The sequence below is a fragment of the Streptomyces capoamus genome, from assembly GCF_014654935.1.
Taxonomy (GTDB): Bacteria; Actinomycetota; Actinomycetes; order Streptomycetales; family Streptomycetaceae; genus Streptomyces; species Streptomyces capoamus.
Window position 1 is genome coordinate 65798 of record NZ_BNBF01000010.1, and the last position, 14201, is coordinate 79998.

General features: G+C 72.7%; 13 protein-coding genes and 1 other RNA gene. 10 read left to right on the plus strand and 4 right to left on the minus strand.

Features of this window, described 5'->3' with window-relative positions:
• The 4 genes from ftsX to ssrA all read left to right on the plus strand — a co-directional run.
• The coding region (gene ftsX / locus IE312_RS17540; protein WP_229899980.1) for a permease-like cell division protein FtsX at nucleotides 1-746 on the plus strand (746 nt) is incomplete at its 5' end.
• A 68-nt stretch (nucleotides 747-814) separates the two neighbouring features.
• Nucleotides 815-1984 carry a S41 family peptidase gene (locus IE312_RS17545; RefSeq protein WP_189982839.1) on the plus strand — a complete coding sequence of 390 codons (1170 nt, stop codon included), beginning with the start codon at nucleotides 815-817 and terminating at the stop codon, nucleotides 1982-1984.
• Nucleotides 1985-2065: 81 nt separating this feature from the next.
• Entirely contained in the window at nucleotides 2066-2608 is a 543-nt protein-coding gene (smpB, locus tag IE312_RS17550; RefSeq protein WP_189983159.1) for an SsrA-binding protein SmpB, read from the plus strand.
• Nucleotides 2609-2722: 114 nt separating this feature from the next.
• Nucleotides 2723-3092, plus strand: a transfer-messenger RNA (tmRNA) gene (gene ssrA, locus IE312_RS17555).
• Between the two features lie 72 nt (nucleotides 3093-3164).
• On the opposite strand, the gene IE312_RS17560 is transcribed toward ssrA, so the two are convergent.
• Nucleotides 3165-4352 (minus strand): MFS transporter, encoded by a 1188-nt coding sequence (locus tag IE312_RS17560; protein ID WP_229900055.1) that lies wholly within the window; start codon nucleotides 4350-4352, stop codon nucleotides 3165-3167.
• 114 nt (nucleotides 4353-4466) lie between these two features.
• On the opposite strand from IE312_RS17560, the gene IE312_RS17565 reads away from it, so the two are divergent.
• The 3 genes from IE312_RS17565 to IE312_RS17575 all read left to right on the plus strand — a co-directional run bounded on the left by IE312_RS17565 (nucleotide 4467) and on the right by IE312_RS17575 (nucleotide 9221).
• Nucleotides 4467-5582 (plus strand): LysR family transcriptional regulator, encoded by a 1116-nt coding sequence (locus IE312_RS17565; protein WP_306419761.1) that lies wholly within the window; start codon nucleotides 4467-4469, stop codon nucleotides 5580-5582.
• A gap of 488 nt (nucleotides 5583-6070) precedes the next feature.
• Entirely contained in the window at nucleotides 6071-7033 is a 963-nt protein-coding gene (locus IE312_RS40565) for a hypothetical protein (RefSeq protein WP_229900063.1), read from the plus strand.
• Nucleotides 7034-7052: 19 nt separating this feature from the next.
• A complete protein-coding gene (locus tag IE312_RS17575; protein ID WP_189982841.1) occupies nucleotides 7053-9221 on the plus strand; it encodes a bifunctional polysaccharide deacetylase/glycosyltransferase family 2 protein in 2169 nt (722 codons plus the stop codon).
• On the opposite strand, the gene IE312_RS17580 is transcribed toward IE312_RS17575, so the two are convergent.
• The 3 genes from IE312_RS17580 to IE312_RS17590 all read right to left on the minus strand — a co-directional run bounded on the left by IE312_RS17580 (nucleotide 9166) and on the right by IE312_RS17590 (nucleotide 12219).
• Nucleotides 9166-9501: a hypothetical protein gene (locus IE312_RS17580; protein ID WP_189982843.1), complete on the minus strand. Its 336-nt coding sequence runs from the start codon at nucleotides 9499-9501 to the stop codon at nucleotides 9166-9168. The two genes, IE312_RS17575 and IE312_RS17580, sit on opposite strands and share 56 nt — an antisense overlap.
• Nucleotides 9502-9605: 104 nt before the next feature.
• A complete protein-coding gene (locus tag IE312_RS17585; RefSeq protein ID WP_189982845.1) occupies nucleotides 9606-10757 on the minus strand; it encodes a uroporphyrinogen-III synthase in 1152 nt (383 codons plus the stop codon).
• A gap of 88 nt (nucleotides 10758-10845) precedes the next feature.
• The gene (locus IE312_RS17590; RefSeq protein WP_189982847.1) at nucleotides 10846-12219 is read right to left on the minus strand and encodes a nitrate/nitrite transporter; all 1374 of its coding nucleotides are present in this window, start codon (nucleotides 12217-12219) and stop codon (nucleotides 10846-10848) included.
• A gap of 265 nt (nucleotides 12220-12484) precedes the next feature.
• On the opposite strand from IE312_RS17590, the gene IE312_RS17595 reads away from it, so the two are divergent.
• From IE312_RS17595 to IE312_RS40570, 3 genes are all read left to right on the plus strand, one after another.
• Nucleotides 12485-13078, plus strand: a complete 594-nt coding sequence (locus IE312_RS17595; protein ID WP_189982849.1) for a CGNR zinc finger domain-containing protein — start codon at nucleotides 12485-12487, stop codon at nucleotides 13076-13078.
• Nucleotides 13079-13305: 227 nt separating this feature from the next.
• Nucleotides 13306-13893, plus strand: a complete 588-nt coding sequence (locus IE312_RS17600) for a sigma-70 family RNA polymerase sigma factor (RefSeq protein WP_030348495.1) — start codon at nucleotides 13306-13308, stop codon at nucleotides 13891-13893.
• A gap of 20 nt (nucleotides 13894-13913) precedes the next feature.
• Nucleotides 13914-14201 (plus strand): anti-sigma factor family protein (locus tag IE312_RS40570; protein WP_370467565.1); only part of this gene is annotated, 288 nt, incomplete at its 3' end.

The window sequence follows — 14201 nt, forward strand, 5'->3', positions numbered from 1 at the left end:
TCTCGATCTTCCTGTGCAACAAGCACGACGCGGAGAACGACGTGCACTGCGCCAAGGGCGCGGTCACCGAGGACCAGAAGAAGCAGATCCGCACGGACCTGGGCAAGATGCCGGTCGTCGAGAAGGTGACGTACGAGTCGCAGGACGAGGCGTACAAGCACTACAAGGAGCAGTTCGGCAACTCCCCGCTGGCCGGCTCGCTGACGCCGGACCAGATGCAGGAGTCGTACCGGATCAAGCTCAAGGACCCGCAGAAGTACCAGGTGATCGCGTCCGCGTTCAACGGGCGCGACGGCGTGCAGTCGGTGCAGGACCAGAAGGGCATCCTGGACAACCTCTTCCAGCTGCTGAACCTGATGAACCGGGGCGCACTCGGTGTGATGGCGATGATGCTGATCGTCGCCCTCCTGCTGATCGTCAACACCGTGCGCGTCTCGGCGTTCAGCCGACGGCGCGAAACCGGCATCATGCGCCTGGTCGGTGCCTCGGGCTTCTACATCCAGGCGCCGTTCATCGCCGAGGCCGCGGTCGCCGGACTCATCGGCGGCGGACTCGCCTGCGTCGCCCTCGTCGTCGGCCGGTACTTCACCATCGACCACGGCATGGAGCTGTCCCACAAGCTGACGCTCATCAACTTCGTCGGCTGGGACGCGGTGTTGACCAAGCTGCCCCTGATCCTCGCCACCAGTGTGCTGATGCCGTCGCTCGCCGCGTTCTTCGCGCTGCGCAAGTACCTGAAGGTGTGACGCATGCCAAGGGGGCCGTACGGGCTTCCGGCCGTACGGCCCCTCCGCGTTGCCCTAGACTCGCCGCCATGTCAGGCCGTGACCTGTTCTGTCAGCCCCGCCGCATTCGCCGTGGGGCCGCCCTGACATTGGTCTTCGCCGGCGTCCTGGTCGCCGGCGCCGCCACCGGGTCCTTCCCCGAGTCCGACGGCCCCGCGCGCCGCACCGCCGTCGGCCCGGCGGGTACGGCGGCCCGGCACAGGGCCGTCGAGAAGGCCGCCGCCGAGGCGATGGCCGACGGCAAGTCCCCCATGGAGGCCGCCGAACGAGCCGTCAGCCGCAGCGGGGACCGCTGGGCCGCGGTCTACTCCGAGGGCGAGTACGAGGAGTTCCAGGACGCCCTCGACGGCCGCTACACCGGTGTCGGCCTGTGGGCGCGGCAGGAGGCGGACGGCCGGATCGTCGTGACCCGGGTGCAGCCCGGCTCGCCCGCCGCCGACGCCGGGATCCGCACCGGCGACCGGCTGCGCAGCGTCGACGGCGACGAGGCCGACGGGCGGCCGGTCACCGAGGTGGTCGCCTTACTCCGCGGCGACGCCGAGGACGCCCCGGCCGGTACGACGGTCACCCTCGGCCTGGAGCGCGGCACGCGCGCGTGGACCGAGAAACTGCACCGGGCCCGGCTGTCCACCGACTCCGTGACCGTGCGCCGGCTGCCCGACGGGGTCACCGTCCTCAAGATCGCCGCCTTCACCAAGGGGTCCGCCGGCGCGGTCCGCGAGGCCCTGCGCACCACACCGCCCGACGGCCGGACCGTCCTGGACCTGCGCGGCAACTCCGGCGGCCTGGTCACCGAGGCCGTCGCCACCGCCTCCGCGTTCCTGGACGGCGGCCTGGTCGCCACCTACGACGTCGACGGCGCCCAGCGCGCCCTGCACGCCGCGCCGGGCGGCGACACCACCCGGCCCCTGGTCGTCCTCGTCGACGGCGGCACCATGAGCGCGGCCGAGCTGCTCACCGGCGCGCTCCAGGACCGGGGCCGCGCGGTGGTGATCGGCTCGCGCACCTTCGGCAAGGGCTCCGTGCAGATGCCCACGAAGCTGCCTGACGGCTCGGTGGCCGAGCTGACCGTCGGCCACTACCGCACCCCGTCCGGGCACACGGTCGACGGCCGTGGGATCACCCCCGACCTGGAGGCGGGCGCGCACGCCCTGGAGCGGGCCGGGAAGGTCCTCGCCGGCCTGGGCGACCCGTCGTGACCGTGCCGCGCGGGCGCGCGTAATCGGCTGTACGCACACCCCCTGCGTGGTGCGAAAATGGGCGGCACTATGAGCAAGGGAATGTACGTACCGAAGGAGTCCCAGCCCAAGCAGGGCGGCGGGGCCGCCAAGGCCAGGGACGGCGAGAAGGGCGGCAAGCGCAAGATCGTCGCCCAGAACAAGAAGGCCCGGCACGACTACGCGATCATCGACACCTTCGAGGCCGGGCTCGTGCTCATGGGCACGGAGGTCAAGTCGCTGCGGGAGGGACGGACCTCGCTGACCGACGGCTTCGTCCAGATCGACCGGGGTGAGGCGTGGCTCCACAACGCCCACATCCCCGAGTACCACCAGGGCAGCTGGACCAACCACTCCGCGCGCCGCAAGCGCAAGCTGCTCCTGCACCGCGAGGAGATCGACAAGCTGGAGTCGAAGTCCCAGGAGACGGGACACACGATCGTGCCCCTCGCCATCTACTTCAAGGACGGCCGGGCGAAGGCCGAGATCGCCCTGGCACGGGGCAAGAAGGAGTTCGACAAGCGGCAGACGCTGCGGGAGAAGCAGGACCGGCGGGAGTCGGACCGGGCGATCGCCGCGGCGAAGCGCAGGCAGCGCGCCGTCTAGCTCGGCCGGCCGCCGGGAATAGGCTGGCATCGTCGGGCGTTGGTCACGTACGATGGCACCGCACTCCACAGAGGGTGCGTGACCTTCCCAGCGGAGGTCTTGAAAAATCAACATGGGGATGATCGGTTTCGACAGCGGCTGTCGAAGCAGGGGAAGCGTGTCGAGGAAGCGGCAATGATCTCGTAAACCATATGTCGCAAAAAATAATCGCCAACACCAAGCGCGATTCCTTCGCCCTCGCTGCCTAAGTAGCGACTCGCGAAGTGTCAGCCCGGGGCTGTTCCCGACCCGGATCCTGGCATCAGCTAGGGAACTAAACCTCTAGACCCGGTCACGGGGTATAGAGGGAAATCAGACAGTGACTGAGCCCGTCGGAGACTTGTCCGCGTGATCTCCGGGGCCGAGAAAATCGCAGCGGACTGCACACGGAGAAGCCCTGATTCCGCACCGTTGGACGCGGGTTCGATTCCCGCCATCTCCACGAGGCCCCTCCGGGGGCCGACCCCATGTGGGCGAAGGCCCCGTCACTTTCCCGTGACGGGGCCTTCGCCTTTCCTCACCGCCGTCGCCGCCCGCCGGCGTGGATCAGCAACGCCAGACCGGCGGCCGCGGGCGGTACGGCGTACCCGGTCGTGGCGGAGAGGTGCTCCGCCGCCCACCCGCCCGCCGCCGAGCCGCACGCGACGCCCGTGAGCAGGCCCGTCACCATCAGGCTCATCCCCTCGTTGAGGCGGCCGACCGGAGTGTGCCGCTGCACCAGCGTCATCGCCGTGACCATCGTCGGCGCGGTCGCCATGCCCGCCGCCAGCAGCGCGGCCGCCAGCGCCCAGAGCGAACCGGTGAGGCCCGCGGCCGACCAGGGCAGCGTCATCAGTACGGCCATCCCCGCCAGGCAGTGCCCCAGCCGCACCCTCACCGGCCGCAGCGCGCCGAACGCCAGCCCCGCCGCGCACGAACCCGCCGCCTGCAGCGCGAGCACGGCACCGGCCGCCGCGCGATGCCCCTGCCCGTCGGCGTACGCGATCGTGACGACCTCCATCGAGCCGAACACCGCGCCGGTCGCGACGAAGCACGCCAACAGGGGCGGGATGCCCGGGCTGCGCAGCGGTGAGGGCGCCGGCGAACGCACCGCCGGCGGTGGCTCGGTCGCCCGCTGGGCGCAGAACAACAGCATCCCGGCGAGCAGCAGAACCGCCGCCGTCAGCGTGCCCGCCTCCGGGAAGAACGTGCCCGTCAGGAAGGACGCCAGCACGGGCCCCAGCATGAAGCACAGCTCGTCCGCGGCCTGCTCGAACGCGTTCGCGGTGTGCAGCGCGCCGGGTTCGCCGCGCAGCAGGTGGGCCCAGCGGGCACGGGACAGGCCGCCGATGTTGGGGGTGGCGGCGGTGCCGGCGTAGGCGGCGAACAGGGTCCAGTCGGGGGCGTCGTAGCGGACGCACAGCAGCAGCGCGAGACTGCCCAGCACGGCGACGAGCGTGGCCGGCAGTGCGACACGGGCCTGCCCGTGCCGGTCCACCAGCCGGGCGAGCCAGGGCCCGGCCACCCCGGTCGCCGCGAGCCCGGTCGCCGAGACGGCGCCGGCGAGCGCGTACGAGCCGCGGGAACCGGCGATCATCACCACCGCGCTCACGCCGAACATGCCCATGGGCAGCCGGGCGAGCAGGTTGCCGGCGGTGAAGGCGCGGGCGCCGGGGAGGGCGAACAGGCGGCGGTATCCGTGGGAACGCGGAGTCTCGCCGGACATCGGGACGTCTTCGGTGGTCTGTAGCGGCACGGCTCCACGGTCACCCGGAGCGGATCGCCGGGTCCAACACCTTCCGCGTGCCGATTCACGCACCGGCGTTGTAGGTTCGCCGCCATGCCCGCTCCCGTCCACATAGACCCCCGCCTGCTGCGCGCCTTCGTCGCCGTCGCGGAGGAACTGCACTTCACCCGGGCCGCGGCCCGCCTGTACGTCGCCCAGCAGGCGCTCAGCCGGGACGTGCGGCGACTGGAGCGGGAGTTGGGTGCCGAGCTGTTCGTGCGGACCACCCGGCAGGTCACGCTGACCCCCGACGGCGAGCGCCTGCTGCCCCACGCCCGCCGCGTCCTCGCCGCCCAGGACGACCTGCTGGGCGCGTTCGCCGCCGGCCAGGCGCGTCCGCTGCTGGTCGACCTCAACACGGCCGGTCTGGTCACTGGCCGCCGGGTCCTGCACCGGGCCCGCGAACTCGCCCCCGACTGCGAACTGATGGCCCGCTACGAGAGCGGCCTCACCGGTGCCGCCGCCGAACTGCTCGCCGGCCGCCTCGACGTCTCCTTCGGCCGGTTCGCCGGCCTCGACCCGGCGCTCCGCTCCGGCCTGGAACAGCAGCCGGTGCGGTACGAGCCGATGGCCGTCGTCCTGCCCGAGGACCATCCGCTGGCCGGGCGGGACCAGGTGCCGCTGTCCGCGCTCGCCGGCGAGACGGTGTACGCCGGGGCCGGCAACCCGCGCACCCGGGAGTGGACCGACCTGGCCCAGCGGCTGTTCGCGGACCGGGCCGTCCGGCTCGCCCCGCCCCTCCCGCTGGCCGTCGGGGACGAGGAGTTCGGCCGCATCATGGCGAAGACCCGGACGCCGGTCCTGGCCGTCGTGGACTTCCCGCCCCTGCCCGGCACGGTGCGGCGCCCCCTCGTCGGCCCCGTCCCGCTGTCGCCCGTCTCCCTGGTGTGGCGCAAGGGGCTGGTGCATCCCGGACTGACCGCCCTGCGGGCGGCGGTGGCCGAGATCGCTCGGGACGAGGGGTGGCTGCGACGGCCTGCCGACGGATGGATTCCGGACATGGACGCGGAGGTGATGAACCGGGGCGTGCCGGACGATCCGTTCGTCCGCCCCCGACGACCCCGCTCGGGCCACTCCTGCACGTGCGCTACATTCATGGCCCCGGGCACAGGTGGTAGTGGGATCGTGAGCGCGCCCGGAGCCGTCCCGTGGGGGGATCTACGCGCGTGAAGAACTGGCCGGAAGACGCCCAACCGGACGCCCGGACAACGGCGTCCGCCGGGCGCGGCGAGCCGATGGACGAGGGCGACGAACGAATGAATCCGGACGCGACGACGGTCGCAGCGGAACCCGCGGGGCCGGAGGGGACTGCACTGTCCGCGAGGTCCGCCGCGGGTGTGGCGTCGGCGGGACCGGCCGGGCCGGCCGAGCCCGCCCGGTCGGCCGTGCCTGTGGAGCCTGCCGCGTCGGACGAGCCCGCGCAGCAGGCCAGGCCCGCGGAGCCCGCAGGGCTTGCGGAGTCTGCCGGGTCGGCTGTGGATGGGCTGTCCGCGGGGTCCGTGGAGTCTGTCGAGTCCGCCGTGGATGGTCTGTCCGCCGGTTCTGCGGAGTGTGTTGAGCCCGCCGAGGATGGGCTGTCCGCCGAGTCCGCCCCTGTCGGGTCCGCCGAGGATGGGCTGTCCGCCGAGTCCGCCCCTGTCGGGTCCGCCGAGGATGGGGTGTCCGCCGAGCCCGCCGAGGCCGCCGGTTCCGAGTCCCCTGAGCACATGGAGCCCGTCGGGTCGGCCGTGGATGCGCTGCCCGCGGGGTCCGCGGAGTCTGTCGGGTCCGCCGAGGATGCGCTGTCCGCCGAGTCCGCCGAGTCCGCCGAGTCCGCCGAGTCCGCCGAGTCCGCCGAGCCCGCCGAGGCCGCCGGTTCCGTGGAGTCCCCTGAGCACATGGAGCCCGTCGAGTCCGCCGTGGATGCGGAGTCGGGCGAGCCCATGGTGGTAGCCGGGTCTGCGGAGTCGGGCGAGCCGGCTGACGTTGCGGAGGTTGCTCGGGCCGCCGGGGCCCCTCAGGCGTCCGAGTCCATGGCCGTTCCCGACCCCGTCTCCCGGCCGGACGACGTGACCGTCCAGCTGGAGGGCGCGCGGGGCTCCGAGGGGCCGGTGTTCGTGGACGAGTCGGGCCGGCGCAGCCGCCGTTTCCGCCGGCTCGGGCAGGCCGTGGCCGTCGTCTGCGCCGGGTACGCCGCCGTCATCGTCGCCACCCTGCTGTCCGGGAACTCCGCCGCGCCCTGGCTGCCGGTGCCGGGCCAGCGCCAGGACAGGCCGGCCGGCAAGGTGGAGACCTCCCCGCTGCCCAGCGCCTCCTCGACCCCGACCGCGGCCCCGCCCGGCACCGGCGCGGTGACCGGGCCGGCCGTGGGCACCGTGGTGCCCGGCACCGCCGTACCGGGCAGCGGAGCGCCCGCCGACACGGCGGCCGGCGTCTCCGCCTCCGCCGAGCCCTCGGCCGGCACCGCCTCCGCGCCCGGCACCCCGGCGTCCCCGTCCCCGGCCGCGCCCTCCGCCGGTGAGACCCCGGCACCGTCGGCCTCGGGCACCGCGACCGCTGCGCCGCCCACGCCGGCCCCGCCGGGCCGCACCCACATCCCGCCGGGCCGCACCCGGCACCCGCACCCCAAGCTCTCCCTCTGACCAGGCGGACCACCCCCAGATGGCTTCACACCCCCGGCGCCGTACCCGGCTGCCGCTGCGCTACCTGCTGCCCCTCCTGGTCCTGGGCGCGACCCTGGCGATGCTGATGCTGCGCGGTTACGTGCACAACGAGATCCTCGCCGACCACCGCGTCCGGCCCGCCGCGGCGAACGACGAGGTGCCGCGGCGGATCCTGGACGGCGGCCCGGTCGTCGACACCCGGCACGGCCGCAGCAGCAGCCTGCGCATCCCCGCCCACCGCATCGTCCTCACCTTCGACGACGGCCCCGACCCGGCCTGGACCCCGAAGGTGCTGGACGTGCTGAGGAAGCACCACGCGCACGCGGTCTTCTTCGTCACCGGCACCATGACCTCCCGCCACCCGGAGCTGGTCCGGCGGATGATCGCCGAGGGCCACGAGGTCGGCCTGCACACCTTCGACCACCCCGACCTGTCGTACCACTCCACGCGGCGCGTCGACTGGGAGCTGTCCCAGAACCAGCTGGCGCTCGCCGGAGCGGCCGGCATCCGCAGCTCGCTGTTCCGGCCGCCGTACTCCTCCTCCGCCGACGCGATCGACAACAGGTCCTGGCCGGTCGCCCGGTACATCGGCAGCCGTGGCTACCTCACCGTCGTGGACGACACCGACAGCGAGGACTGGCGCAGGCCGGGCGTCGCGCGGATCATCCGCAACGCCACCCCGCACGGTGGCCGGGGCGCGGTCGTCCTGATGCACGACTCGGGCGGCGACCGGCACCAGACCGTCCAGGCGCTGGACCGGCTGCTGCCCCGGCTCCAGCGGCAGGGCTACACCTTCCAGACCCTCACCGGCGCTCTGCGCGCACCGAGCGCGGACACCCCGGTCACGGGCCTCGACCTGTGGAAGGGCAGGGCCTGGGTCTTCCTGGTGGGGGTGTCCGACGACATCACCACGGTCCTCGTCGTCGGCCTGGCCGTCGTCGGCGTCCTCGTCCTCGCCCGGTTCGCCCTGATGCTGCTGCTGTCCGGCGCGCACGCCCGCCGCACCCGGCGCCCCGGTTTCCGCTGGGGCGACGGACCGGTCACCGAGCCGGTGTCCGTGCTGGTACCGGCGTACAACGAGGCCAAGTGCATCGAGAACACCGTCCGCTCACTGACCCGCGGCGAGCACCCCGTCGAGATCCTCGTCGTCGACGACGGTTCCGGGGACGGCACCGCGGACATCGTCGAGGCGCTCGGCCTGCCCGAGGTCCGCGTGATCCGCCAGGCCAACGCGGGCAAGCCGGCCGCGCTCAACCGGGGCCTGGCCGAGGCCCGGCACGACCTGGTCGTGATGATGGACGGCGACACCGTCTTCGAACCGGCCACCGTCCGTGAACTCGTCCAGCCTTTCGCCGACCCGCGCGTGGGCGCCGTCGCCGGCAACGCCAAGGTCGGCAACAAGCACCGGCTCATCGGCGCCTGGCAGCACATCGAGTACGTGATGGGGTTCAACCTGGACCGGCGGATGTACGACGTCCTGCGCTGCATGCCGACGATCCCCGGCGCGGTCGGGGCGTTCCGCCGCTCGGCCCTGGAGCGCGTCGGCGGCATGAGCGAGGACACCCTCGCCGAGGACACCGACGTCACCATGGCCCTGCACCGCGACGGCTGGCGCGTGGTGTACGCGGAGAAGGCCCGGGCGTGGACGGAGGCGCCGGAGACGGTCCAGCAGCTGTGGTCCCAGCGCTACCGCTGGTCGTACGGCACCATGCAGGCCATCTGGAAGCACCGGCGCGCCCTGGTCGAGCGGGGTCCGTCGGGCCGTTTCGGCCGCGTCGGCCTGCCCCTGGTCTCCCTCTTCACGGTCGTCGCCCCGCTCCTGGCCCCCCTGACCGACCTGTTCCTCGTCTACGGCCTGGTCTTCGGCCCGACCGCGGAGACGATCGCGGCCTGGTGCGCCGTCCTGGCCGTCCAGGCGGCCTGCGCGGCCTACGCCTTCCACCTCGACCGCGAGCGTTTCGTCCCGCTCCTCGCGCTCCCCCTCCAGCAGCTCCTCTACCGCCAGCTCATGTACGTCGTGCTGCTCCAGTCCTGGATCACCGCCCTCACCGGCGGCCGTCTGCGCTGGCAGAAACTCCGCCGCACGGGCGGGGTGACGGCACCGCCGGCCGCTACGCGGGATGGGTCACCGCTTCCTTCTGCAACTGCACCGCGGCCAGCAGACTGAGCTGCGGCTCGGCCTGCCGCAGCGCCTTGAGGGCGGAGATGGAGGCGACCTCGCCGGTGAAGCCGACGTCGGCCAGCCGGGTGCGGACCCAGTCGGCCCGCAGCCGTCCCTCACTGGCGCCGGCGGTCTCCCCGACGACCGCCGCCGCCCGCTCCAGCCCCGCGCGTTCCTCCTCCGGGGCCGCGTCCAACGCGTCGCGCAGCGCCGCCGCGACGAGGTCGGAGTCGCGGATGACGAGCACGACGTCCTGCCGCTTGGTGAATCCCGTGAATCCCTTCATGTGGATCATGCTTCCCGCTGCGGGCCGCACTCCCCACACGACTTGAGGAGATCCAGAGCCTTGTCAGCGGGCGGGATCTTGGCGGGCAGCGGCCCGGCTCCGGTTCACGCGTCCGCGTACTTCGCGTCCGCCGCCGGGTCCAGGGCCAGGCGGTAGCCCCGCTTCACCACCGTCTGGATCAGCTTCGGTGCGCCGAGGGCCGTGCGGAGGCGGGCCATGGCCGTCTCGACGGCGTGTTCGTCGCGGCCCGTGCCCGGCAGTGCGCGCAGCAGGTCGGCGCGGGCCACCACCCAGCCGGGGCGGCGGGCCAGGGTGCGCAGGAGGGACATGCCGGCCGGGGGGACGGGCCGCAGGTCGCCGTCGACCAGGACCGCGTGGCCGCGGATCTCCAGCCGGTGGCCGGCGACGGGCAGGGAGCGTGCCCTGGCCGGGAGTTCCTGGCACAGGAGCTGGACCAGGGGACCGAGGCGGAAGCGTTCCGGCTGGACCGTCTCCACCCCGCGGGCCTGGAGGGGGATCGCGGTGACGGGGCCGACGCAGACCGCCAGGACGTCGTGGGCCAGGGCCGACAGCAGTTCGTCCAGCAGGCCCCGGTCCTCCGCGCGGGACAGGAGCGAGGCGGCGGCGGGGGCGCTGGTGAAGGTGAGGGCGTCCAGGCCGCGGCTGACGGCCGCGTCCAGGAGGCGGTCGAGGGGGCCGAGGTCCTCCGGGGGCATCCAGCGGTAGACCGGGACGGGGACCACCTCGGCCCCGGCCACGCGGAGCGACTCCACGAAGCCGGGGAGGGGTTCGCCGTGCAGCTGTACGGCGATACGGGTGCCGTCGACGCCCTCCTCCAGGAGCCGGTCGAGGACCTCGGCCATGGACTCCGAGGAGGGCGACCACTCCTCGGTGAGGCCGGCCGCGCGGATCGCGCCCTTGACCTTCGGGCCGCGCGCCAGCAGCCGTACCCCGCCCAGCCGGCCGAGGAGCTGTTCGCCCAGGCCCCAGCCGTCGGCGGCCTCCACCCAGCCGCGGAAGCCGATCGCGGTGGTGGCCACGACCACGTCCGGCACCTGGTCGATGATCTCCTTCGTGGCGGCGAGCAGTTCGCCGTCGTCCGCGAGCGGCACGATCCGCAGCGCGGGGGCGTGCAGGACGGTGGCGCCGCGCCGCTGGAGCAGGGCGCCCAGTTCCTCGGCCCGGCGCGCGGCGGTGACGCCCACGGTGAAGCCGGCGAGGGGGCCGTGCTCGGGTTGCTGCTCTTCGTCGTACATAGGGGCTCTCCTAGCTGACCGGCACGCCGAACGAGCCTGTCAATGATGCGTGACAGGCTCGGTTCGACTCGATGTCACCGGTGTTACGTCACACCTCGGCATAACTGAGCTGGGTCTTCTCCTGTGCGGCGACCGCCGTGGCCGGGACCTGGCCGGCCGGGCGGCGAAGGTATACGGCCCAGGTCACCACGAAGCAGACACCGTAGTAGGCGAGGAAGGCGAGGAATGCGCCGGTCCCGGAGCCGTAGGAGAGGAAGGACTGGCGGAAGGCGAGGTTGATGCCGACGCCGCCGAGCGCGCCGACCGCGCCGATCAGGCCCATGGAGGCGCCGGAGAGGCGTCGGCCGTACGCGACGGCCGCCTCGCCCTCCAGGCCCTTGGCCAGCGCCTTGGCCTGGAAGATGCCGGGGATCATCTTGAACGTCGAGCCGTTGCCGAGGCCGCTCAGCATGAACAGGACGACGAAGACGCACACGAACAGCGGCAGCGACTTGCGCATGCCGGCCACGACGAGGACGGCGGTGGCGGCGGCCATGCCGACGTAGTTCCACAAGGTGATGCGGGCGCCGCCGTAGCGGTCGGCGAGCCGGCCGCCGAGGGGGCGGACGAGGGAACCGAGCAGCGGGCCGATGAAGGTGAGGTACGCGGCCTGCAGCGGGGTCCGCCCGAAGCCGTTCGTCAGTACCTGGCCGAAGGCGAAGCTGTAGCCGATGAAGGAGCCGAAGGTGCCGATGTAGAGGACGGCCATGATCCAGGTGTGGGCGTCCCGGGCGGCGTCCTTGGCCGCGCCGGTGTCGTTCTTCACCGAGGCCAGGTTGTCCATGAACACGGCGGCCATGACGGCGGCGACGACGACCAGCGGGATGTAGATCCCGAGCAGGACGCGCGGGCCGCCGCCCGCGCCGATGACGGCGAGCGCGGTCAACTGGATGACGGGCACGCCGATGTTGCCGCCGCCCGCGTTCAGCCCCAGCGCCCAGCCCTTCCTCCTGAGCGGGAAGAAGGCGTTGATGTTGGTCATGGAGGAGGCGAAGTTGCCACCGCCGATGCCGGCCAGCAGGCCCACCAGCAGGAAGGTGGAGTAGGAGGTCCCCGGCTCCATCACCGCGAACGCGGCGACGGTCGGGACCAGCAGCAGACTGGCCGAGATGATCGTCCAGTTGCGGCCGCCGAAGACGGCCACGGCGAAGGTGTACGGCACCCGGACCACCGCGCCGACCAGCGTGACCACCGAGGTCAGCAGGAACTTGTCGGCCGGGGTGAGGCCGTACTCCGGGCCCATGAAGAGCACCAGCACGGACCACAGGGTCCAGACGGAGAACCCGATGTGCTCGGAGAGCACGGAGAACCACAGGTTGCGGCGGGCGATCCGTTCCCCGGTCGCCTGCCAGAATCCCTCGTCCTCCGGATCCCAGTGCTCGATCCAACGGCCACTGCGACGGGTTGGGGCTGGGGGTGTCATCACGCCTCCACGGTGCTCCGGCTGCTCGCTTCGCCATCCACTGACTGAGCCCGAAGGTAGGGAGCACGCGTTTCACGCCTGTGGCAGCGGGTGACCGGAAGGGAACGTTGCTCTCACCGCACCGGCGACCGGCCGGTGAGGCGCGCCGCCGGCCCCTTCGGCCGGCGGCCGGGGACCGGCGCGCCGCGAGGGGTTCCGGTGTCCCGTCCGCGCGGGCACTGTGGGGGAGACCCCGCACGGTTCCTGCCTAGGCGGTGACTGGCACATGGCACTCGCGAGCGCCTCTTCCGCACACGAGCCGCGGTTCGATGCCGGGCGGGTGTGCCTGGACCTCCTCGCCACCACGCATCCGGGCGAACGGCTCGACGGCGTCGGCGCGTTGTGCGCGTGGATCGAGGGCGCCGGACTGGTGCCCGGCGGTACGGCGCTCGGTCATGCCGACGACTCCTGGCTGACCGCGTTCCGGGAACTGCGGGGACCGGTGGGACTGTTGGTGCGGGGGATGCACCGGACGGAGACGCCGGCGTACGGGCGGGCGCTGGCCCGGGTGAACGAGGTGGCGCGGGCCGCACCCCCCGCACCCGTCGCCGTGCGCGCGCGGGACGGCCGGCTCGTACGGGAGTTGGCCGGGCCGCCCGGCTGCGCCGCGCTGCTCGCCGTCGTCGCCCGGGACGCCGTGGAGCTGCTCACCGATCCCGTCGCGCGGGCCGCCGTACGGGAGTGCGAGGGGGACACCTGTCCGCTCGTGTACCTCGACACCTCCCGCGGCCGGCGCCGGCGCTGGTGCTCCAGCGAGGTGTGCGGGAACCGGGAGCGGGTGGCCCGGCACCGGCGGCGGGCGGCGCTGGCACGGGCCTGAGGCGAAGTGATTTCCGTAACACCGGGTTTTAGGTGGCCGATACACGGGAAGCGCGGACCCCTCCGGCGATGTGTCGGAAATGCAAAGATCATGCGGGGGGATTGTGTGCCCATGTCCCGCTCGTCACGTCACCTCGGAGAAATCTGCCACTCCGGTTTGAACACTCGCGCACCGGGGTCCGTACAGGTGGGCGAGCGACCGACTGGGGGAACCCCCGGACACCGGAGGTGGGCGTGCGCAAGGATGCGGCCGTGGCCAATGAACGTGGAGCGAGGGCCCGACATCGCATGTCCTCATCGCAGCCCTCCGAACCCGACGAGGAGCTGATGCGTGCCCTGTACCGGGAGCACGCGGGGCCCCTGCTGGCGTATGTCCTGCGACTGGTCGCCGGTGACCGGCAGCGCGCCGAGGACGTCGTACAGGAAACGCTCATCCGTGCCTGGAAGAACGCCGGTCAGCTCAATCGGGCGACCGGTTCGGTACGCCCCTGGCTGGTGACGGTCGCGCGCCGCATCGTCATCGACGGCCACCGCAGCCGGCAGGCCCGGCCGCAGGAGGTCGATCCGTCGCCGCTGGAGGTCATCCCCGCGGAGGACGAGATCGACAAGGCGCTGTGGCTGATGACGCTGTCGGACGCGCTCGACGACCTGACCCCGGCCCACCGGGAGGTGCTCGTCGAGACGTACTTCAAGGGGCGTACCGTCAACGAGGCGGCCGAGACACTGGGCATACCGAGCGGAACCGTCCGTTCCCGGGTGTTCTACGCCCTGCGGTCGATGAAGCTGGCACTGGAGGAGCGGGGGGTGACGGCGTGATGAGCAATGGGTACGGGGGAATGCAAGGATTCGGACCGGGTGGTCCGGGTATGTCTGGGCCCATGAACCCCAGTCAGGGATCTTCGGTGCCGAGCGAGCACGAGACCGTCGGCGCCTACGCCCTCGGGATCCTGGACGACGCCGAGGCAACCGCTTTCGAAGCACACCTCGCCGGCTGCGAGTGGTGCGCCCAGCAACTGGACGAACTGGCGGGCATGGAGCCCATGCTCGCCGCGCTGGCCGACCTGCCGGGCTCCGGCAGCACGCCCGCGATCGGCGAGTCGCTCTCCGCCAAGCCCAGCCCGCGG